Source organism: Mycobacterium pinniadriaticum (genome assembly GCF_026242045.1).
Classification (GTDB): domain Bacteria; phylum Actinomycetota; class Actinomycetes; order Mycobacteriales; family Mycobacteriaceae; genus Mycobacterium; species Mycobacterium pinniadriaticum.
Window position 1 is genome coordinate 15,935 of sequence record NZ_JAPJDO010000008.1, and the last position, 20,534, is coordinate 36,468.

General features: G+C 66.9%; 17 protein-coding genes. 5 read left to right on the top strand and 12 right to left on the bottom strand.

From position 1 onward, the window contains the following. Nucleotides 1-1,572, bottom strand: a complete 1,572-nt coding sequence (locus tag ORI27_RS11365) for a glycerol-3-phosphate dehydrogenase/oxidase (protein WP_265996938.1) — start codon at nt 1,570-1,572, stop codon at nt 1-3. Next, nucleotides 1,569-2,150 (bottom strand): TetR/AcrR family transcriptional regulator, encoded by a 582-nt coding sequence (locus ORI27_RS11370; protein WP_265996939.1) that lies wholly within the window; start codon nt 2,148-2,150, stop codon nt 1,569-1,571. Before ORI27_RS11370 ends, ORI27_RS11365 begins: the two co-directional genes overlap by 4 nt. A gap of 50 nt (nt 2,151-2,200) precedes the next feature. Here ORI27_RS11370 and ORI27_RS11375 point away from each other — a divergent pair, with 50 nt between their 5' ends. Together ORI27_RS11375 and ORI27_RS11380 are read left to right on the top strand one after the other, a co-directional pair. Beyond that, nucleotides 2,201-3,778, top strand: coding sequence for an FAD-binding oxidoreductase (locus ORI27_RS11375; protein WP_265997138.1), 1,578 nt, complete (start codon nt 2,201-2,203; stop codon nt 3,776-3,778). Beyond that, nucleotides 3,775-4,677 carry a diacylglycerol kinase gene (locus ORI27_RS11380; protein WP_265996940.1) on the top strand — a complete coding sequence of 301 codons (903 nt, stop codon included), beginning with the start codon at nt 3,775-3,777 and terminating at the stop codon, nt 4,675-4,677. Before ORI27_RS11375 ends, ORI27_RS11380 begins: the two co-directional genes overlap by 4 nt. Here the strand turns inward: ORI27_RS11380 and ORI27_RS11385 are convergent. Then, a complete protein-coding gene (locus ORI27_RS11385; RefSeq protein ID WP_265996941.1) occupies nt 4,674-5,111 on the bottom strand; it encodes an SRPBCC family protein in 438 nt (145 codons plus the stop codon). The genes ORI27_RS11380 and ORI27_RS11385 overlap by 4 nt on opposite strands. A gap of 17 nt (nt 5,112-5,128) precedes the next feature. After that, nucleotides 5,129-5,701 (bottom strand): TetR/AcrR family transcriptional regulator, encoded by a 573-nt coding sequence (locus ORI27_RS11390; RefSeq protein ID WP_265996942.1) that lies wholly within the window; start codon nt 5,699-5,701, stop codon nt 5,129-5,131. Between the two features lie 96 nt (nt 5,702-5,797). On the opposite strand from ORI27_RS11390, the gene ORI27_RS11395 reads away from it, so the two are divergent. Next, nucleotides 5,798-6,673 carry an LLM class flavin-dependent oxidoreductase gene (locus tag ORI27_RS11395; protein WP_265996943.1) on the top strand — a complete coding sequence of 292 codons (876 nt, stop codon included), beginning with the start codon at nt 5,798-5,800 and terminating at the stop codon, nt 6,671-6,673. A gap of 36 nt (nt 6,674-6,709) precedes the next feature. Here the strand turns inward: ORI27_RS11395 and ORI27_RS11400 are convergent, their stop codons facing one another. The 6 genes from ORI27_RS11400 to ORI27_RS11425 all read right to left on the bottom strand — a co-directional run bounded on the left by ORI27_RS11400 (nt 6,710) and on the right by ORI27_RS11425 (nt 17,191). After that, nucleotides 6,710-11,791: a beta strand repeat-containing protein gene (locus tag ORI27_RS11400; protein ID WP_266073944.1), complete on the bottom strand. Its 5,082-nt coding sequence runs from the start codon at nt 11,789-11,791 to the stop codon at nt 6,710-6,712. A 186-nt stretch (nt 11,792-11,977) separates the two neighbouring features. Next, the gene (locus ORI27_RS11405; protein ID WP_265996946.1) at nt 11,978-12,697 is read right to left on the bottom strand and encodes a hypothetical protein; all 720 of its coding nucleotides are present in this window, start codon (nt 12,695-12,697) and stop codon (nt 11,978-11,980) included. A gap of 187 nt (nt 12,698-12,884) precedes the next feature. After that, entirely contained in the window at nt 12,885-13,397 is a 513-nt protein-coding gene (locus ORI27_RS11410; protein ID WP_265996947.1) for a DUF3145 domain-containing protein, read from the bottom strand. 108 nt (nt 13,398-13,505) lie between these two features. Then, on the bottom strand, nt 13,506-14,333 hold the full coding sequence (locus ORI27_RS11415; protein ID WP_265996949.1) for a serine hydrolase domain-containing protein: 828 nt from the start codon (nt 14,331-14,333) through the stop codon (nt 13,506-13,508). A gap of 38 nt (nt 14,334-14,371) precedes the next feature. Further along, nucleotides 14,372-15,466 (bottom strand): class I SAM-dependent methyltransferase, encoded by a 1,095-nt coding sequence (locus ORI27_RS11420; RefSeq protein ID WP_265996950.1) that lies wholly within the window; start codon nt 15,464-15,466, stop codon nt 14,372-14,374. 102 nt (nt 15,467-15,568) lie between these two features. After that, nucleotides 15,569-17,191: a LuxR C-terminal-related transcriptional regulator gene (locus tag ORI27_RS11425; protein WP_265996952.1), complete on the bottom strand. Its 1,623-nt coding sequence runs from the start codon at nt 17,189-17,191 to the stop codon at nt 15,569-15,571. A gap of 99 nt (nt 17,192-17,290) precedes the next feature. Here ORI27_RS11425 and ORI27_RS11430 point away from each other — a divergent pair, with 99 nt between their 5' ends. Together ORI27_RS11430 and ORI27_RS11435 are read left to right on the top strand one after the other, a co-directional pair. Further along, nucleotides 17,291-18,376 carry an S-(hydroxymethyl)mycothiol dehydrogenase gene (locus ORI27_RS11430; RefSeq protein ID WP_265996953.1) on the top strand — a complete coding sequence of 362 codons (1,086 nt, stop codon included), beginning with the start codon at nt 17,291-17,293 and terminating at the stop codon, nt 18,374-18,376. Further along, a complete protein-coding gene (locus ORI27_RS11435) occupies nt 18,373-18,996 on the top strand; it encodes an MBL fold metallo-hydrolase (RefSeq protein ID WP_265996954.1) in 624 nt (207 codons plus the stop codon). The genes ORI27_RS11430 and ORI27_RS11435 overlap by 4 nt, the downstream gene beginning before the upstream one ends. A 73-nt stretch (nt 18,997-19,069) precedes the next feature. On the opposite strand, the gene ORI27_RS11440 is transcribed toward ORI27_RS11435, so the two are convergent. Continuing rightward, nucleotides 19,070-19,786 carry an SHOCT domain-containing protein gene (locus tag ORI27_RS11440; protein WP_265996955.1) on the bottom strand — a complete coding sequence of 239 codons (717 nt, stop codon included), beginning with the start codon at nt 19,784-19,786 and terminating at the stop codon, nt 19,070-19,072. Nucleotides 19,787-19,800: 14 nt separating this feature from the next. Continuing rightward, nucleotides 19,801-20,475 (bottom strand): TetR/AcrR family transcriptional regulator, encoded by a 675-nt coding sequence (locus tag ORI27_RS11445; RefSeq protein WP_265996956.1) that lies wholly within the window; start codon nt 20,473-20,475, stop codon nt 19,801-19,803. Nucleotides 20,476-20,534: the final 59 nt, after the last annotated feature.

Consider the following 20,534-nt stretch of genomic DNA (forward strand, 5'->3'; position numbering starts at 1 on the left):
TCAGGCGCGGGCCAACAGATCCTCGGCGACGTCCAGTGCCCGGCTCCGGTCGGCGTCGACCAGCCCGATGCGGGTGCGCCGATCGACGATGTCGCCGACGGTCAGCGCACCCTCGTGGGTCACGGCGAATTCGAACTCCGCGCGAGTGACGTCGATACCCTCGGCCACCGGGTCGGTCGGCCGATCGCATCGCGCCGAGGCGATGACGTTCGGGGCCTCGGCACCGTATCGGGCGACCAGCGAACTGGGCAGATGGGTGGTAGTGCGCAGGGTGGCAACAGGATTGGCCGCCGCACCCACCAGAGGAAGATTGCGGGTGCGGCACGGCTGGGCGCTGATGGACCGGGCCGTCAGCGCCCGGTCGAGGGCGTCCTCGGCCATGTACCGATATTCGGTGAGCTTGCCGCCGACGACGCTGAAGACCCCGGACGCCGATTCGATGACGGCGTGTTCTCTGGAGAGGTCCGACGTCCTCGGCTTCTCCCCGGGTCGCTTCGCTCCTGCCCGCCGATCCTCCCCCGTCTCGATCAGGGGCCGCAGTCCCGCGTAGGCGCCCTTGACATCCGTGACCGACAGCGCGGTTCCCAGCGCGGTGTTGACGGTGTCGAGCAGGAAGCGGGTCTCGGCAGGGGTCGGTTCGGGCACATCGGGAATCGGCCCCGGGGCGTCTTCGTCGGTCAGCCCGAGGTAGACGCGGCCGAGCTGTTCGGGCATCGCGAACACGAAGCGGTTGATCTCGCCAGGGATCGGAATGGTCAGTGCGGCAGTCGGATTGCCGAAGGCCGCGGCGTCGAACACCAGATGCGTTCCCCGGCTCGGCCGCAGTCTGATCGCCGGATCCACCGCGCCGGCCCAGACCCCCGTCGCGTTGATCACCGCGCGCGCCGCGACCTCCAGCGACTCGCCGGTGAGTTCGTCGACCAACCGCACCGACGTCCCGGTGGCAGCCACCGCCGAAACCCGGGTCAGGATCCGCGCGCCGTGCTGTGCCGCGGTGCGGGCAACGGCGACAACCAATCTGGCGTCGTCGATCAGCTGCCCGTCATAGGCCAGCAGGCCGCCGTCGAGCCCATCGCGGCGCACGGTGGACACCATCGCCAGGGTCTGCGGAACACCGATGCGCCGGGACCGCGGCAGCGTCGACGACGGGGTGCCCGCGAGCATCCGCAGCGCGTCGCCTGCCAGGAAACCGGTCCGCACCAAGGCCCGTTGGGCGCGGCTCATCGATCCCAACAGCGGAACCAGCTGGGGCATCGCACTCACCAGATGCGGGGCGTTGCGGGTCATCAGGATGCCGCGTTCGACCGCGCTGCGCCGGGCGATGCCGACATTGCCGGAGGCCAGATAGCGCAGGCCGCCGTGGACCAGCTTGGAACTCCACCGGCTGGTGCCGAAGGCCAGGTCGTGCTTCTCGACCAGCAGCACCGACAGGCCGCGGCTGGCCGCATCCAGGGCGATACCGGTCCCGGTGATACCGCCGCCGATGACGACGACGTCGACACGACCGTCGTCACCGAGCTCGGCGAGGTCGGCGGCCCGCCGGGCGGCGGTGAGGGCGGTGAGATCACTCATGGGGCGAGGTATCCGTTCAGGGCGCGGGACAGCTCGGCGCTCAGCGCCTCGCCGTCGAGGATGGGTTCGACGATCTGGGCGGACTGAATCGCGGACTGGCCGATCAGCAGCACCATCGCCGACATCTGGCGGGCATCACCGGGCCGGACGGTGCCGTCGGCCTGCGCGGCCCGCAGTGCGTCGACGAACAGGTCGATCAGGATCTGCTGGCTGGTGCCCAGGCGTCCGGCGATGTACACCATCGCCAGGTCGGGGGCCGACCGCAATACCGAGGTGATGAGGTCGTCGTCGCGCAGCCGGCGGGCAACCTCGACGATCCGCTCGACCAGCGCGGTGCGGCCGGAACCGGTTACGCCGACGGCGCGCCAGGCGCCGGTGATCCGCTCGGTGAGCAGCGCGGCCACGATGGTGCGGGTGTCTGGCCAGCGGCGATACACCGTCGGGCGGCTCACGCCGGCGCGCCGCGCGATCTCGGCCAGGGTGACCCGTTCGACGCCGAAATCGCGGACGCAGCTGGCGGCGGCGGCCATGATCCGGTCGCCGATGTCCACCGATTCGTCGTTACTGATTGACAGCATCTGTAATACTGTAACGCATGAGCGATGACACCGGCACCCTGCTTCCTCCGATGGCCTGGAACGCGTGGGGCGATCCGGATGCCGCCAAACCCCTCTCCGACGGGATCCAGGCACTGCTCGAACAGGCGCTCGGCGTGACGGTCAGCGATATCCCGGCACCGGCTATCGACGAGGTGCAGGTGCGGCCGTCGACACTGGACGGGGTACACCGGGACGCGCTCGCCGAATTCGTGGGCGCCGACTACATCCGGACCGACGATCGCGACCGGTTGTTGTACGCGGGGGGTAAGTCCACCTTGGACCTGTTGCGCCGCAAGCAAACCCACCAGGATGCGCCGGACGCGGTGTTACTTCCCGGCAACGAGGACGAGATCGCGACCGTACTGCGCTACTGCTCACAGCACGGCATCGCGGTGGTGCCCTTCGGCGGGGGCACCAGCGTGGTCGGCGGCCTGGACCCCATCCGCGGCGAATTCGCCGCCGTCATCTCAGTGGACCTGCGCAGGCTCGACGCACTGCACTCGCTCGACGAGATCTCGATGCAGGCTGAGCTGGGCGCCGGCGTCACCGGCCCGGACGCCGAGCGATTGCTGGGTGAGCGCGGCTTCTCACTGGGGCATTTCCCGCAGAGCTTCCGGTTCGCCACCATCGGCGGGTACGCGGCCACCCGCTCGTCCGGGCAGGACTCCGCCGGGTATGGCCGGTTCAACGACATGATCCGGGGTCTGACCGTGGTGACCCCGGTCGGGGTCCTGGACCTCGGCCGAGCCCCAGAGACCGCGGCCGGACCCGACCTGCGCGAGCTGTTCTCCGGGTCCGAAGGCGTCTTCGGTGTCATCACCCGGGTCCGTCTGCGGGTGCACCCGGTTCCGGAGACCACACGCTACGAAGCCTGGTCGTTCCCCGACTTCGCCACCGGCGCTGCCGCACTGCGCGCCGTTACCCAGATCGGCACCGGGCCTACCGTGCTGCGGCTGTCCGACGAGGCCGAGACCGGCGTGAACCTGGCGACCACCGGAAGCATCGGCGAGCAGAGCATCACCGGCGGATGCCTGGCGATCACCCTGTTCGAGGGCAGCGCCGCGCACACCGAGAGCCGGCACGCCGAGACCCGCGCGGTCATGGCGGCCCAGGGCGGTACGTCGCTGGGCGACGCCCCCGCGCGGGCCTGGGAGCACGGTCGTTTCGACGCACCGTATCTGCGGGATTCGCTGCTGGCGGCGGGTGCCTTGTGCGAGACGCTGGAGACGGCAACGACCTGGGCCAATCTGGCCCCACTGAAAACCGCGGTCACCGAGGCGCTGACCAATTCGCTCTCCGAAAGCGGTACACCGGCGTTGGTGATGTGCCACATTTCGCATGTGTATCCCACTGGCGCGTCGCTGTACTTCACCGTTGTCGCGGGACAGCGCGGAGACGTCAGCGCGCAGTGGCGAGCAGCCAAAGTAGCGGCATCCGAAGCAATTTCGCGTACCGGCGGTACCATCACCCACCACCACGCGGTCGGGGCCGATCACCGGCCATGGATGCACGCGGAGGTCGGCGACCTGGGCGTCAGGGTGTTGGCGGCCGTCAAACAGGCGGTGGACCCGGCGGGAATTCTGAACCCCGGCAAGCTGATTCCATGATTTCCCATGTCACGGTCCTGACGAACCCGATGTCGGGTCACGGAAACGCGCCGCATGCCGCGGAGCGGGCGGTGGCGCGGTTCCAGGAGCTCGGGATCGACGTGACCGGGATCGTCGGCCGTGACGCCGCCCATGCCCGCGAGCTGGTCGATGAGGCGCTCACCCGCGAGACCGATGCGCTGGTCGTGGTGGGCGGCGACGGAGTGATTCGCCTGGCCCTGCAGGCGCTGGCAGGCAAAGACATTCCGCTGGGCATCGTGCCCGCGGGCACGGGTAACGACCATGCCCGCGAGTACCGCCTGCCGACATCCGATCCGGCCGCGGCCGTCGACGTGATCGCCGCCGGACACACCGACACCGTCGACCTCGGGCACATACAGGGTGCCGACGGCACCAGCACCTGGTTCGGGACGGTGGCCGCGACGGGATTCGACTCACTGGTCAGCGACCGCGTGAACCGGATGAGCTGGCCACACGGCCGGATGCGCTACAACGTCGCGATGGTCGCGGAGATCTATCAATTGCGGCCGTTGCCGTTTCGGATGGTGCTCGACGGGCAACGGGAGATCGTCACCGACCTCACCCTCGCGGCGTTCGGCAACACCCGCAGCTACGGCGGTGGAATGTTGATCTGTCCCGGGGCCGATCACTCCGACGGACTGCTGGACATCACGATGGTGGGTGCGTCGTCGCGCACCAGGCTGATCCGGTTGTTCCCGACGGTCTTCAACGGCACCCACGTGAACCTCCCCCAGGTCAGCACCGCCAGGGCCCGAACAGTCACCGTCGAGTCCCCCGGCATCAACGCCTACGCCGACGGCGACTTCGCGTGCCCGCTACCGGCCGAGATATCCGCGGTTTCCGGTGCGTTGAAAATCATTGTCCCGGAGGCTACCTAGGGCTCCAGTTCCTTCGCGCAAGCGTTCAGAATTGCGCGGAAGCTCCACGGCAGCAGCCGTCCGGTGAGCGCCTCCATCGCTTTGCCGCCGCCGCGAATCGGGTGGGTGTAGGCGCTGACCCAGTCCACATGGGTGCCGTCTCCATCCGGGGTGAACGTCAGAGTTCCGCCCTCGTGGTCGAATGCCGGTACCGATTTGACGATCAGATACGTATAGCTGTGCGGCGGGTCGTAGGCGGTGATCTCCTCACGGAACCACAGGCCGATCGCCAATCCGGTTCGGACCGCGCCCAGGCCGCTGGGTGCCGGCGAATCCTCCGCCCAGCCCGCCCTGAGAATCAGCGGAGCCGCCTCGAGGTTCGTCGGGTCGGCCAGCCAGGTGAAGACATCGTTGGGTGGTGCGAGGATCGTCTTCTCGACGTGGATGCGGACCATGGCCTCAGGCTAGGCGATCACGACCGCAAGCCGGTGATCATCAGCCCCACCAATCGGCGGGCGTCGTAGTCGGGATCCGCCTCGGCGCCGATGCAGAGATTGCCGATGCCGCGCATCAATTCGTATGCCTCGACGCCGGGGGCGATCTCACCCGCGGCGACCGCGGCTTCGAGCAGCTGCGCACACACGGGCATCAGGCGATCCAGGAAGTAGGCGTGCAAGGTTGTGAACGTCGGCGCATCGGATCGCAGCGCGGCGGCAAGCCCGTGTTTGGTGACCAGGAAGTCGATGAAGAGGTCGATCCAATCCGTCAGCGCCGCAACGGGCGAACTCTTCTGCTCGAGCAATGCCGGGCCGGCCTCGGCGCACGCTTCGACCTGGTGCCGGTACACCGCGACCAGGAGGTCAGCCCGGGTCGGGAAGTGCCGGTAGATGGTCCCCACCCCGACTCCTGCGCGGGCCGCGATCTCGCGCACCGGCACGTCGACGCCGGAAGCGACGAAGCTCGCGGCCGCCGCCGCGAGCAGGTTCTCCTCGTTGCGGCGCGCGTCCGAACGCTTGCGAGGCGGCGCGGCCTCGGATTCGGGCAAAGTCGACACCTCCCGCGTTGCAAAGCGGAACACTGTTCCGTAACGTTTACACGGAACAGTGTTCCGCTTCAGTGAAGTGTAAGGCCAGGGGTTTCGATGTCACATACAACATCACCGCGATTCGGGATCATGACCGCGCCGTCGCAGGTCACCTATGCCGACGTCCTCGACGTTTGGCGGGACGCCGATGCCATTGCCGAGATCGAGCACGCGTGGCTCTTCGATCACCTGCTACCGATCTTCGGGGACCCCGACGGGCCGATCTTCGAAGGTTGGACATTGTTGTCGGCATTGGCCGCCCAGACCGATCGCCTGCGGATCGGTCTTCTCGTCACGAGCAATCGCTTTCGACCGCCGGCGATTCTCGCCAAGATCGCCACCACCGTCGACATCGTTGCCAATGGCCGACTCGACTTCGGCATCGGCGCGGGCTCTCGTCCCGGTCACCCGATCGCCCGGCGAGAATACGAAGCCCACGGCGTGCCCTACGACGGCTTCGCGGACTCCATGGAAGCCCTCGACGAAGCGCTGACCGTGATCCGCCGGCTGTGGATCGAGGACGAATCGTTCGACTTCGCGGGCAATCATGTCCGGGTCACCGGTGCGTTCGGCAACCCGAAGCCTGTCCAGAATCCGCACCCGCCCATCATCACCGGCGGCCGTTCCGCCCGGTTGTTGCGCATCACCGCGCGCCACGCCGACCTGTGGAACATCCCGGGCGGCGATATCGAGGACGCCAGATCCCGCAGCGCCCTACTGGACCGCTACTGCGACGAACTCGGCCGGGCCCCCGGCAGCATCGTGCGCTCGATGCACATCCAGGTCGACTACGACCGACCCGCATCCACTCGCGAGGCGATCGACCGGGCGATCGGCGCCGGCTTCGAACACCTCGTGCTCGGACTGCCCGATCCCTACCCGACCGGCATAGCCCACTGGGTCGCTGAGGAACTCATCGCACCCAGCCGCTGAACAATCCTGGCGGCCAGCGCCGGGAGCCGGCCATGGTCACGGAACGAACAGCTTGAAGATTTGGTCGACCGCATAGAGCCCGCGCGGCAGATAGCCGATGTCCAGGAAGCCGGACGTGTAGGCGCCGATGTTGGCGATACCCGACAACTGGGTACCGAGGTTCAACACCCCGGAGTTGTCGACACCGAAGTCCAGCAACCCGGATACTCCGGCACCGATGTTGAGCAGCCCCGTATTCCCCAATCCGAGAAGCAGCAGGCCGGAGTTCCCCGCCCCCATCAGGAGCAGGCCGGCATTTCCCGGGCCGGGGTCGAGCAGGCCCGAGTTACCGAGGCCGAAGGTCAGATATCCGGAGTTACCCGCAAAGATGTTGAAGAAGCCCGAGTTACCGGCGCCGGAATTCAGGTTGCCCGAGTTACCGGCGCCCGGGTTGAGCGTGCCGGAGTTACCGAGCCCGACGTTGTAGCGCCCCGAGCTGCCCGCGCCGGGGTTCGTGGTGCCGGAGCTGCCGGCCCCGATGTTGCCACTGCCGGAGTTACCCGCCCCGGGGTTGTCCGCGCCGGAGCTGCCGGCGCCACCGTTGCGGTCACCGGAACTCCCGAAGCCGACATTGCCGACACCGGCGTTGCCGCCGCCGATGTTGGCGTCGCCCGAGCTGCCCGCGGTGCCGACGTTGTTGGTGCCCGAGCTCCCGCCGCTGGCGGCGTTGCCGGAACCCGAACCGCCCCCGTTGGCGGAGTTATTGCTGCCCGAACTGCCGCTGGCCGCATTGTTGTTCGTCCCCGACGTACCGGCCCCGCCGTTGTTCCCGGTCCCGGACTGGCCGGCGCTGCCGTTGTTGTTGGAGCCCGAGTTCCCGGCGGTGCCGTTGTTGTTCTCCCCGGAGGTCCCGCCTCCACCGTTGTTCCCGGTCCCGGACTGGCCGGCGCTGCCCTTGTTGCCGGAGCCGGAGTTCCCCGCGGCCCCGTTGTTGCCGGAGCCCGAACTCCCGGCCCCGCCTTGGTTGTTGGAGCCCGACTGCCCAGCCGCGCCTGCGTTGTCGGACCCGGAGTTGCCGCCACTGCCCGCATTGCCGGAGCCCGAGTTCCCAAGCGCGCCGCTGTTGCCGGTACCGGAATTTCCTGCGCCACCGCTATTTCCGGTGCCGGACTGCCCAACACTGCCACTGTTGCCGTAGCCCGAGTTGCCGCCGCTGCCGCCGTTGCCGATACCAGTGCTGCCCTGGCTTCCGGTGTTCGAGCTGCCCGCGTTTCCACCGCCGACACCACCGTTGTGGTCGCCCGAATTTCCGGCACCCAGACCGCTGTTGGACGATCCGGAGTTGCCGCCGAGGGCGCCGCTGTTGTTATCTCCCGAATTTCCGCCACCGACAACATTGTTGAAGGACCCGGAGTTTCCGCCGCCCGGACTGTTGTTGTGGTCACCGGAGTTCCCACCGTTGGCGACACCGCCATTGTCAGAACCCGAGTTTCCGCCGTTGCCGAAACCACCGTTGTTCGAGCCCGAGTTTCCGCCACCGACACCGTTGTTGCCATAGCCGGAGTTTCCGCCACCGACACCACCGTTGTTGTAGCCGGAAGTTCCACCCCCGAGACCGCCGTTGTTGTAGCCGGATGTGCCGATGCTGGGGAAGTTGTCGTATCCGGAGCTGGCAACCGGGAAGCCGTCGCCGGTGTTGTTGTCGCCGACGTTGAAGTTGCCCGAGTTGTTGTTCCCGGTGTTCAGGTTGCCTGAGTTGTCGTTGCCGGTGTTGGTGTCACCGGTGTTGCGGTCACCGGTGTTGGTACTACCCGAGTTGTCGTTGCCGGTGTTCGTGTTACCCGAGTTGCGGTCACCGGTGTTGGTACTACCCGAGTTGTCGTTGCCGGTGTTCGTGTTACCCGAGTTGCGGTCACCGGTGTTGGTGTTACCCGAGTTACCGTTGCCGGTGTTGGTGTCACCCGAGTTGCCGTTGCCCGTGTTGGTGTCACCCGAGTTGTCGTCACCGGTATTGGTCTTGCCGGAGTTGTAGTCGCCGGTGTTGGTGAAGCCCGAGTTGTAACTGCCGGTATTGGTATTGCCTGAGTTGTAGTCGCCGGCAGCGGTGTTTCTCAGGCTGTTGGTGTCACCGGAGTTGCCGTTGCCGGTGTTGGTGAAGCCCGAATTCTGGTTTCCGGTGTTGGTGCTACCCGAGTTGTAATCGCCAGTATTCGTGAATCCCGAGTTCCCGTCACCGGTGTTCGTGTCACCTGAGTTATAGCTGCCGGTGTTGGTTTTTCCCGAGTTGGCGTCACCGGTGTTGGTTGCGCCCGAGTTCTGGCTTCCGGTGTTGGTTGCGCCCGAGTTCTCGTCACCGGTGTTGGTATTACCGGAGTTTCGGTCTCCGGTGTTGGTATTGCCCGAGTTCGCGTCGCCGGTGTTGGTTGCGCCCGAGTTCCCGTCGCCGGTGTTGGTGCCACCCGAGTTGTAACTGCCCGTGTTGGTGCCGCCGGAGTTGAAGTCACCGGTATTCGTACCGCCCGAGTTATAGCTGCCGGTATTCGTGCCACCGGAGTTGTACCGACCGGTGTTCGTGCCGCCCGAGTTGTAGGCACCCGTGTTCGTGCCACCGGAGTTGTAGGCACCGGTATTCGTGCCACCGGAGTTGTAGGCACCGCTGTTGGTGCTGCCCGAGTTGTAGGCACCCGCATTCGTGCTACCCGCGTTGTACCGGCCGGTGTTCGTGCCGCCGGCGTTGAAGTCGCCGGTATTCGTACCGCCCGCGTTGTAACTGCCCGTGTTGGTACCACCGGCGTTATAGCTACCGGTATTCGTACCACCGGCGTTATAGCTACCGGTATTCGTGCCACCGGCGTTGTAACTGCCCGTATTGGTACCACCGGCGTTGTAGTCACCGGTATTCGTGCCCCCGGCATTGAACCAACCCGTGTTCGTGCCGCCGGCGTTGAAGTTTCCGGTGTTGGTACTGCCCGAGTTGAAGCTGCCGGTATTCGTACTGCCCGAGTTGAAGTTGCCGAAGTTGGTACTGCCCGAGTTGTAGTCGCCGAAGTTGGCACTGCCCGAGTTATAGATCCCGGTGTTGGTGGATCCCGAGTTGCCCAGACCCGTGTTGTACCCGCCGGAATTCCAGAAGCCGGCGTTGAGACTCCCCGAGTTCCAGAACCCCGTGTTTCCCAGGCCGGCATTGAAGAAGCCGACGTTTCCATCACCGGAGTTGCCGAAGCCGATGTTGTAGTTGCCCGAGTTGCCGAAACCGATGTTCCCGACGCCGGAGTTGCCGAAGCCGATGTTGAAGTTGCCGGCGTTCCCGAGACCCAGGTTGAACCAGCCCGAGTTCAGGCCGCCGATGCCGACCAGGTTGTCGCCGACCAGGCCGATACCGACGTTGTTGTTCCCGGTGTTGCCGAACCCGACATTGTTGTTGCCGACGTTGCCCCAGCCGATGTTGTCGTTGCCGATGTTCCCCCAGCCGCTGTTGGTGTCACCGGTGTTGCCGTTGCCGGAGTTGCTGTCACCGGTGTTGCCCCCGCCGGTGTTGCCGTCACCGGCGTTGCCCCCACCGGAGTTGCCGTCACCGGCGTTGCCCCCACCGGAGTTGTCGTCGCCGGTGTTGCCGTGGCCCTGATTTGAATTGCCGGTGTTACCGCTACCGGTGTTGGCGTCGCCGGTGTTACCGCTGGCGGTGTTCCCGTTGCCGGTGTTGCCACGACTCTCGTTGTCGTTGCCGGTGTTACCGCTACCGGTGTTGGCGTTTCCGTTATTGCCGCTGGCCTCGTTGGCGTTTCCGATGTTGCCGCTACCGGTGTTGCCGTCCCCGACATTGCCCGAACCCTCGTTGTTGTCACCGAAGTTCCCGCTGCCGGTGTTGTCGTCGCCGACATTCCCGCTGCCGGTATTCGTCGAGCCGACATTGCCCGAACCCTCGTTGTTGTCACCGAAGTTCCCGTTGCCCGCGTTGAGATCTCCGAGATTGCCGCTGCCGGAGTTGATGTCGCCGAAGTTGCCGTCGCCCGAGTTGTTGTCACCGAGGTTGCCGTCCCCGGTATTGCCGTCCCCGAAATTCCCGTCACCCTCGTTACCGCTACCCAGGTTGCCGCTCCCGGAGTTGTCATCGCCGTTGTTCCCGTCCCCGGTGTTGGCGTTGCCCAGGTTTCCCGAGCCCGAATTACCGTCGCCGAGATTCCCATCGCCGGAGTTGTTGTCACCGAGGTTGCCGTCCCCGGTATTGCCGCCGCCGAGATTCCCGTCACCCTCGTTACCGCTACCCAGGTTGCCGCTCCCGGAGTTGTCATCGCCGTTGTTCCCGTCCCCGGTGTTGGCGTTGCCCAGGTTTCCCGAGCCCGAATTACCGTCGCCGAGATTCCCATCGCCGGAGTTGTTGTCACCGAGGTTGCCGTCCCCGGTATTGCCGCCGCCGAGATTCCCGTCACCCTCGTTACCGCTACCCAGGTTGCCCGAGCCCGAGTTTCCGGTGCCGGTGTTCCCGTCGCCGACGTTGGAGTTACCGTGGTTTCCGTTGCCCTCGTTGGCATTGCCGGTGTTCCCGCTGCCGGGATTGCTGCCCCCGCGGTTGCCGTCACCGTCGTTTCCACTGCCCCGATTGCCGTTGCCCCGGTTGCTGTTTCCGGTGTTCCCACTGCCGGGGTTGTAGTTCCCGTGGTTGCCACTACCCGAGTTACCGGTCCCGGTGTTGCCGCTACCCGACCCGGTGTTGTTGTTCCCGGTGTTGTCGTTGCCCCCGTTGTCGTTGCCGCGGCTACCGTTGCCGGTGTTCCCGGTGCCCTGATTGCCGCCGTTGAGGGTCGCCGCCGCGGATCGCACCACACCCTGAGCCGCCACTGCCGACGCCGGCGTCCGGCGAGCCGGCGCGGCGTGGCCCCCGGCACTGCCGCGCCCACTGGCGCCGGCGGCCGACCCGGCCGGCCCGGCCGGCCCGGTCGATACCGCCGCTGTTGCAGTGCCGCTGGCATCACCGTCGGGTGCGGCGGTGGCGATTCCGTAGCCGACGGTCAGCGCGGCACCCATGCCGGCAACCGCCGCCCCCGCACGCAACCAGGCCACCACCGGCAACGGGCGCGCCGCCCGGTTCCTCCCCTGTCGTGCCGGCTGTCCTTGGCGGGAGCGTCCTCCGGCAGACATTCGAATACCTCGTTCCAGGCACAGCGCCGGCATCGTGCGCGGGGCACCGGCTATTCGCGAGAATTATTGACGCTCGCAAACAATATCGGCATCAGCCGTAGTCCGCGCGGTCTTGGCCTAACGGTTCGCCGAATAGCCGGCAAACTTCCGGGCGGTCGGCCCCACGCGCGTGATTGTTGCCCCGGGCTAATTGGACTGGCCCCGGTTACCGGTAGCCCGAGCGGACCGGCCGGTGCCGGATTTGGCAGTTCCGCTGCCCTTCACCTCGTGCGCGGCGCTCGCACCGTCACCATGTCCCCGCCTTGCGGCGGCACGGTTTCCGGTGGCGCTTTGCGCACCACCGGCAATCGTCACATCGGCCGTGGCCAGGGCGCGAACGCTGGCGGCGCTGGCGCGCCGCGAACCCGCGACGCCGGGATGTTTGTCAGCGCGCGAGTGATCCCCCACCGACGGGTCCGTCGAATGACGCCGGGGTGACTGGTCCGCGGCCGGTGCGGAGGCAGCCGGCAACAGCTGTACAACGCTGGCGTAGACAGCAAATATCGGCACCCCGGCGAAAATCACGATGCTGGTGACGAGCGGGTTCAGCGTGGGGCTCCCGTACTCGTACAAGATGCCCGCGACAAAGATGCTCAGCGGCAGCGTCACCGGGAATCCCACGTACCAGAGCGGGGTCAACCCGATGGCCAGTGCGGCTCTGACCCATTTGTCCGCCAAGAGGGCGCTGCCGACCTCCCAGGGAGTCGGTACCGAGGCGGCGTCGGCGGTTGCCGGCCGCAACGCTGCGGCTGGCCTGTCCACCGCGACACCGGTGCGGATGTCCACGCTGCTGACGGCGGCGAGTTGGACCGCGCGCACCTCGGGACGGGCGACGACGACGCCTGCCTCGGGTGGCGGGGCAGTCACCAGCCCCAGCGTGAGGATGACCGCGCCAGCGACTGCCGAACCAGCGGTACCCGAACACATCCACCCGTACATGACCTACCCCCAACAGCGTGACGCACCCCGAGTTCGGCCACGCGGACAGCGGAAATCATCGCACGCGTCACCGATCAGGCGATCGCGAAACGCGCCGAATCGATCGTGAACGGGCCTAGCCGACTCCCCGGCTCAGCCAGCTGACCTCGCCACCGTCACCGCCGTCGCGGTAGGGCTCGAGCGCCTCGTCCCACGCGGTGCCCAGCACAGAGTCCAGTTCGGCGGCCAGGGTATCGGCGCCGGAGGCCATCAGGGAGCGCAGCCGCATCTCACCGACCATGATGTCGCCGTTGGCGCTCATCGCCCCGTTCCACAGTCCCAGCTGCGGCGTATGGCAGAACCGCTGACCGTCCACGCCGGCGCTGGGATCCTCGGTGACCTCGAACCGCAGGACCGACCACGAGCGCAACGCATTCGCCAGGCGGGCGCCGGTGCCGACCGGACCAATCCAGTTGGTCACCGCGCGCAGCTGCCCCGGCATGGCCGGTTGTGGGGTCCATTTCAGATTCGCCCTGGCGTTCAGGGTCGACGACAGGGCCCATTCGACATGCGGGCACACCGCTGCGGGAGAGGCGTGGATGTACACCACGCCAGTCGTCGCATCGGCGAACTGGTTCGAAGCACGCATCACCTACTCCTTCGGCTCCACGAGGGACGTCTTCCCCAACGACCTGGTGTTTCCGAGGATGCAGTTGTGTCGTGCGTGTTTATTGTGCCTTGTGGGGCCCCTGTTGCGCTAGTGGGCTCCGTACACTCTCAGAACTTCATCAGAGAGCGCGGGCCACAGCGGCTTGGCCCACTCGTCGAAATCCCGATCGGTCAGCACGACCAGCGACAATGCCCGGTCCGGATCCACCCAGAGGAACGTGCCCGTCTGGCCGAAATGACCGAATGTCCGCGGTGAGTTGGCCGAGCCGGTCCAGTGCGGCGACTTCCCGTCACGGATCTCGAAGCCGAGACCCCAGTCGTTGGGCCGCTGCACGCCGAAACCCGGCAGCACCCCGCTCAGGCCCGGGAACTGCACAGTGATCGCGTCATCGTGCAGTTGCGTCGACACCGTCCGCGGCGCCAACAAGTCGGATGCGAATACCGCCAGGTCAGCGACGGTGGAAACGGCGCCGTAGCCGGCCGCCGTGGCACCGCCGTCCAGCCGCGAGGCGGCCATGCCCAGCGGTTCGAAGACGGCCTCGGCCAGATACCGGCCGAATTCGATGCCCGCTGCTGTTTCGATCGCCTCGGCCAGCACCTGGAAACCGTAGTTCGAATAGACCCGCCGCTTGCCGGGCTCGGCCATCACCTCTGCCGAGTGCATCGACAGCCCCGAGGCGTGCGCCAGCAGATGCCGGACCGTGCTGCCCGGTGGTCCCGCCGGGGTGTCGAGCTCCACGACACCCTCTTCGATGGCCACCTGGGCCGCGCGTGCCGCCAGCGGCTTGGTCACCGACGCCAGCCGGAAACGACGAGCCGTGTCCCCGTACTCGGCGACCACCCCCGCGCTGCCCACCACAGCTGCGGCCGCGGCGGGAACCGGCCAGTCGGCGATCAGGTCGAGTGGCGTCGGCACATCGCAAGCCTAGTGGCAGCCCACCCGGCCGCGGCCCGTCACTTCCGCGCGATGTAGTACAGGTTGATCGGGTCGGACTCGACCTCGGCGACGGCGACCTCGGGGAATCCCGCATCAGCCAGCATCGATATCGCCAGCTGCCGGCCCCACGCCGTACCCAGTCCGGCACCGTCGTAGGCCAGCGACACCGACATGCAGTGCATGGTCGACACCGCGAAGATGTACGGACTCAGCGGCACGCCGATGTTCTCCTCCAGCTTGCTGGATGCCTTGATGTCCACCATCAACAGCACGCCTCCCGGCCGCAGAGCGCGATGGATATTGGCCAGCACGCGCGCCGGCTGCGCCTGATCGTGGATTGCGTCGAACACCGTGATGACGTCGTAGGCGTCGGCAACGTCGACAGCCGCGAGATCGCCGCGCACGAATGTCGCGTTCGTCAGCCCGAGCCGGGCGGCCTCCGCGGTTCCCGTCGCGACGCCCTCCTCCGAGAAGTCGATACCGGTGAACCGGCTGTTCGGGAAGGCCTGCGCCATCACATTGATGGCGTGGCCGCTGCCGCAGCCCCAATCGGACACGTCGGCACCGGCGCGCAGTCGCTCGGGCAGCCCCTCGGCCAGCGGCAGGATTCCGTCGACCAACGCCGCGTCGAACACCTCACCGCTCTCTTCGGCCATCAGCGCATGGAACCGCGGGTAATCGGTGTACGGCAGGCCACCGCCGGTGTGGAAGCACCCGACGATCTTCTGTTCGATCTCGCCGAGCAGGGGGATGAACTGCGCCAGCCGGGACAGATTGTCCGGACCGGCCGCCCGGGTCAACACAGCGGCACGATGTTCCGGAAGGCGATACGTCGCCGAGTCGGCGTCGTAATCCACGATGCCTCCAGTCACCATGCCGCCCAACCATTCTCGGACGTAACGTTCGTTGAGTCCAGCCGCATCCGCGATCTGGGTGCTGGTCGCCGCGGGCAGCTGTGACATCGCGTCGAACAAGCCGGTCTGGTGTCCGATGCTGGCCAGGATCGTCACGCTGGCCGCATCGATGGCCCCGACCATCCGGCCGGCGAACTCTTCGGTTGTCTCGCCCTCGAAAATCGGCTTCGTCGATGTGGATTCATTCGTCGTCGTCATGTCCACGAGCCTAGGGAGGCGGCGATGGCACGGGCATCGGCCAAATTATGCAGATTCGCCGTGTCAGCGATGGCACAACCTGCACAACCTACGCAGAAACGATCAGGCGGGGCCCGAGCCGAACTGGTCGTGCGCCCAGGCCGCCGCGGCGGTGCGCGACGAGACCCCCAGCTTGGCGTAGATATTGGCCAGGTGGCGGGCGACGGTTCGCTCGCTGATGAACAACGTCGACGCCACCTGCTTGTTGGTGTCACCGCCCGCGATGGCCTTGACGATTTCGATTTCCCGTTTGGTCAACCCGCCCGGCGATGGGGTACCACAGGTCGGCGCCGGCTCCACCGACAGTTGGCGATAGATGCTCGCCGCCGTCGCCTCATCCGCGGCGGCCGCCTCGTCGGCGCCCATGCCCCGGTGGGCCAGGGCCATCCATTCGTATGTCTCGGCGATCTCGTATCGCGACTCCTGCACGCGGTACTCCCGTAGCGCCGTTTCCAGCGACACCAGCGCATCGGCATACCGACCGCGCCGGACCAGCAGAACGCCTTGCGCGTGGGCGGCCCATGCCTTGAAACCGGGCGTGCCGAAGCGATCCGCCCCGGCCGTCAGATCCTGGCAGTGCCGTTCCGCCTCGTCGAGATCGCCTCGTGCCAGCGCGATCTCGACGGCGGCACGCAACAGGCGCATACGACCGAACCGGTCCGCGGCGGCCAGGGCGAGGCGGAGTTCGGTCCAGGCCGTCTCGGTGTCGCCCTGACTGCACCGCAACAGGGCCTCGCCCGGCTGCGGGTCGATACCGGACTCCCGGGCCAGCGCAAAAGCCTGGAAGGCGCCGTCGACGTCGCCACGCAGCCTGCGCACCTCGCCGAGCTGGTAGTAGCCCTCCCCGCCGGCCCAGGTATTCACGTCCCGCAGCGACCGGCTGGCCGTGGCCAGCCGATCCTCCAGCAGCCGGAAGTCCTCGCTGGCGGCCAGGATCTGCAACCGGTGCACCTCACAGACCCCGCCGTAGGTGGCCGTGCCGACGCCGTCGCACCACTGCTCCATCGACAGCGTCCACGCCCGCATCTGCCGGAGGTCGGCGATCCGATGGCAGTAGTGCAGCACGATGCAGTAGATCTCGCCCGCCCATTCCACCGGGACCTGGTCGGCCAACAGCGGCAGCATCGCTTCGTCGAACATGCCATAGGCCTCGCCGGTCCGACCCTCGAACAATGCGGACATGCCCTCGGCCACCAGGCTGAGCGAGTCCAGGGCCGGCACCTCCGTGCGGTCGGCCAACTCGCGCAATGCCGCCGCCCGGTCGACCAGAACGCCGACATTCTCGGTCAGCACCGCCACCACGGTGTCCAGGTACATCAGGTACCCGTGCGCGGGAGTTTCCGGCGCCCCGGCCAACAGGCGGCGCGCGCGACTCGCCCAGCCCTCACCGATGGTGATGTGGCCCCGCATCAACCATGCCAAGGCGAGTTCGACGGCCTTCATCGCCGCGGCATTGGGGTCGGTTCTGGCCAGTTGGGCGAACACCAATTCCGCAACCCGCACGGCTTCCCTGCCGTGACCGACGCGCCACGCGGCAGTCGCCATCGCATCGAGGTCGTCGACGACGAGCGGACCGACGCCGCTGGCTCGCTCGAAAGCTCGGTAACTGGCGGACCAATCCCCCCTGCGGTATGCCGCACGTGCGGACACCAACAGGTCACCAATGGGTTCGGCTCTTACGCTCACAGACCTCAACGGTATCCCGCAGACGCCCTGTTCGGGACGGAGATCGGCCAGTAAGACACCGTGGCCTATCGGTAATGCCGTCGCGCTAGTGTTTGGCCCATGAGCCAGACAGCGCGCGGTGTGATCTCCCGGTCCAAGAAGCAGCCCGTCGAATTGGTCGACATCGTCATCCCCGACCCCGGCCCCGGCGAGGTGGTCGTCAAGGTCATCGCGTGCGGCGTCTGCCATACCGACCTGACCTACCGGGAAGGCGGTATCAACGACGAGTACCCCTTCCTTCTCGGCCACGAGGCGGCCGGCACCGTCGAGTCGGTCGGTGCGGGTGTCACCAACGTCGAGCCGGGTGACTTCGTCATCCTGAACTGGCGCGCGGTGTGCGGTCAGTGCCGGGCCTGCAAGCGCGGCCGTCCGTGGTATTGCTTCGACACCCACAACGCCACTCAGAAGATGACGCTGACCGACGGCACCGAGCTGACCCCAGCGCTGGGCATCGGCGCCTTCGCCGACAAGACGTTGGTCCACGAAGGACAGTGCACCAAGGTCGATCCCGAAGCCGACCCCTCGGTGGCCGGTCTGCTGGGCTGCGGTGTGATGGCCGGCCTGGGGGCCGCGGTCAACACCGGTGCCGTCGGCCGCGACGACACCGTCGCCGTGATCGGTTGCGGCGGTGTGGGAGACGCCGCGATCGCCGGAGCCGCCCTGGTCGGCGCCAAGAAGATCATCGCCGTCGACACCGACAACAAGAAGCTGGAGTGGGCCCGCGGGTTCGGCGCCACCCACACCATCAACGCCAAGGAACTCGACGCCGTCGAGACCATCCAGGACCTGACCGACGGCTTCGGTGCCGACGTGGTGATCGACGCCGTCGGACGCCCGGAGACCTGGAAGCAGGCGTTCTACGCCCGGGATCTGGCCGGAACCGTTGTGCTGGTTGGTGTTCCGACCCCGGATATGAAGCTGGAGATGCCGCTGGTGGACTTCTTCTCCCGCGGCGGGTCGCTGAAGTCGTCCTGGTACGGCGACTGCCTGCCCGAGCGTGACTTCCCCACGCTGATCAGCCTGTACCGGCAGGGCCGACTGCCGCTGGAGAAGTTCGTCTCCGAACGGATCGGGCTCGACGCGATCGAGGACGCCTTCCACAAGATGCACGCCGGCGAGGTGCTGCGCTCGGTGGTCGTGCTGTGACGGGCATCGAGCGGGTGGTCACCCACGGCACCTTCGAACTCGACGGCGGCAGTTGGGAAGTCGACAACAACATCTGGATCGTCGGCGACGAGTCCGAGGTGATCGTCATCGATGCCGCCCATGACGCCAAAGCCATCGAGGATGCCGTCGGCAACCGGCACGTCGTCGCGGTGGTGTGCACGCACGGCCACAACGACCACATCACCGTCGCACCGCAACTGTCCGCCGACCTCGACGCTCCGATCCTGCTGAATCCCGCTGACGACATGTTGTGGCGAATGACGCACGGCGACAAACAGTTCCGCGCCATCTCCGACGGCCAGGTGCTCAAAGCCGACGGCATCGAGCTGCACGCCATCGCCACTCCCGGGCACTCCCCCGGCTCCACCTGCCTCTATGCCCCGGCACTGGGTGCGGTCTTCTCCGGCGACACCCTTTTTCAGGGTGGCCCCGGCGCGACCGGCCGCTCGTTCTCCGACTTCCCGACCATCCTCGGCTCGATCAAGGACAAGCTCGGCAAGCTGCCCGCCGACACCGTGGTCTACACCGGCCACGGCGACACCACCCGAATCGGCGACGAACTGGTCAACTACGACGACTGGGTGAAAAGGGGCTCCTGAGGAGCACTCGCCGCGCTGCGCGGATCGACGAGGATCTTCGCGACTGCCTTCACGCCTGCCGAGTGTAGACGCCCTACTCGCCGAGGATTCTGCGCTTCTCCGCGTCGAACTCGGCCTGCGTGAGTGCGCCGGAATCACGCAGGGAAGCCAGGGTTTTCAGCTGTTCGAGGCGAACACCCTGATCGGTCGGCGTATACGCCGTATGCGGTGCGTGGAAGTCGAACGGAGGATGTGCGTCGAGAGCCACGGACCCGCCGCCGCGCCCGCGCACAACCCTCGACATGATCAGGTCCAGCAACCCGAGCCCGAACACCGCCGCGAAGACCCACTGCAGGTAGCCGTAGTCACTTTCCTTGCCGAAGGCCAGCCGCGGGTTGATGTAGCCGTTCACCTGGCCCTCGGTGCGGATCTCGTAGGTGCCGGCCGCGGGAATCTCGGCGGTCCAGATCCGAATGTGGGTGTCGCTGTTGATAGTGGTGAGGGTGCCGTGGTCTTCGGTGAGCACCGGATCGCCGACGCCCTGCGGCGGGACGATGTTCAGTCGCAGCGCCGGCATCGGGAACCCGCTCGAGGGCGAGCCGGTCACCGCGGTGTGGAAGCTGATCTGGGCCTGCCCCGCGGGCAGCTGCAGCTGCCCCGAGCCGGGGATGGGCACTTCACCGTAGGCGTCGAAGTCATCGAGCACGAAGGCGTTGAGGGCCATCACGGTGACGAAGCCGATGCCGCCGATCAGCATCATGAGAATCCCGGAGACCGTCAGGACGCGGGAGACGGATTTGGCGCCGGCCATGGTGAGAAAGTGTGTCACGCCGGGCGTTGCGCCGCTGCTCCAATCAGCCAGGTCGTCAACCCCATTCGCAGCCCGTCGACGAACCGGTCTCGCGGGTCTGGGAAGCCGAGCTCCCCGATCACCCGTCGCACCGGCTCGGTGGGTACCGAGAACGGGTACATGCCCGCCACCAGACTCAGCGCACCCTCGCCGAAAAACGCCAGAAATTCCTCGGGCAGCCACGGCAGTTGCCGCCCGGTCAGTTCGGACAACGCGGCGATACTTGCCATGGCCCGGACCTTGAAATCGCGGGCGAAGTCTCCGGAGATGTTGCGTTCCAGCACACCGGCCATCGCGCCGAGCAACTCACACATCAGGCGCCGCTCCACCAGCGTGTCGGTGACGATGTCGGCAAATCGGATCTCGTTGACAAAAGGCGATTTTCGCGCCCGCGGCGCGCCGAGCCGACGCTCGAGTTCGGCCAGCCAATCCCGGCACTCCTCGTCGAGCACCTCCAGGAAGATCGCTTCCCTGGTGTCGAAGTAGCGCAGCACATTGGACTTCGCCAGGCCGACCCGCTCGCTGATGTCCCGCAGCGTGACCTCGTCCACGCCCCTTTCGGCGAGCGCGTCGCGGGCCGCCGTCAGGATTGCCGAGCGGCGGGCGGCCAACTGCTCGGGACGCCGGGCGCGCTGGAACGTCGAGCTCACAGCACACAATTTAGCAGACCACCGTTCTCTTGTTATCAGACCGTTGTTCTGTTAACGTC

Coding starts and splice junctions, on each gene's coding strand:
- ORI27_RS11365 (WP_265996938.1), bottom strand. CDS start 1,572: ATGAGTGATCTCACCGCCCTCACCGCCGCCCGGCGGGCCGCCGACCTC.
- ORI27_RS11370 (WP_265996939.1), bottom strand. CDS start 2,150: ATGCTGTCAATCAGTAACGACGAATCGGTGGACATCGGCGACCGGATC.
- ORI27_RS11375 (WP_265997138.1), top strand. CDS start 2,201: ATGGCCTGGAACGCGTGGGGCGATCCGGATGCCGCCAAACCCCTCTCC.
- ORI27_RS11380 (WP_265996940.1), top strand. CDS start 3,775: ATGATTTCCCATGTCACGGTCCTGACGAACCCGATGTCGGGTCACGGA.
- ORI27_RS11385 (WP_265996941.1), bottom strand. CDS start 5,111: ATGGTCCGCATCCACGTCGAGAAGACGATCCTCGCACCACCCAACGAT.
- ORI27_RS11395 (WP_265996943.1), top strand. CDS start 5,798: ATGTCACATACAACATCACCGCGATTCGGGATCATGACCGCGCCGTCG.
- ORI27_RS11400 (WP_266073944.1), bottom strand. CDS start 11,791: ATGTCTGCCGGAGGACGCTCCCGCCAAGGACAGCCGGCACGACAGGGG.
- ORI27_RS11410 (WP_265996947.1), bottom strand. CDS start 13,397: ATGCGTGCTTCGAACCAGTTCGCCGATGCGACGACTGGCGTGGTGTAC.
- ORI27_RS11420 (WP_265996950.1), bottom strand. CDS start 15,466: ATGACGACGACGAATGAATCCACATCGACGAAGCCGATTTTCGAGGGC.
- ORI27_RS11430 (WP_265996953.1), top strand. CDS start 17,291: ATGAGCCAGACAGCGCGCGGTGTGATCTCCCGGTCCAAGAAGCAGCCC.
- ORI27_RS11440 (WP_265996955.1), bottom strand. CDS start 19,786: ATGGCCGGCGCCAAATCCGTCTCCCGCGTCCTGACGGTCTCCGGGATT.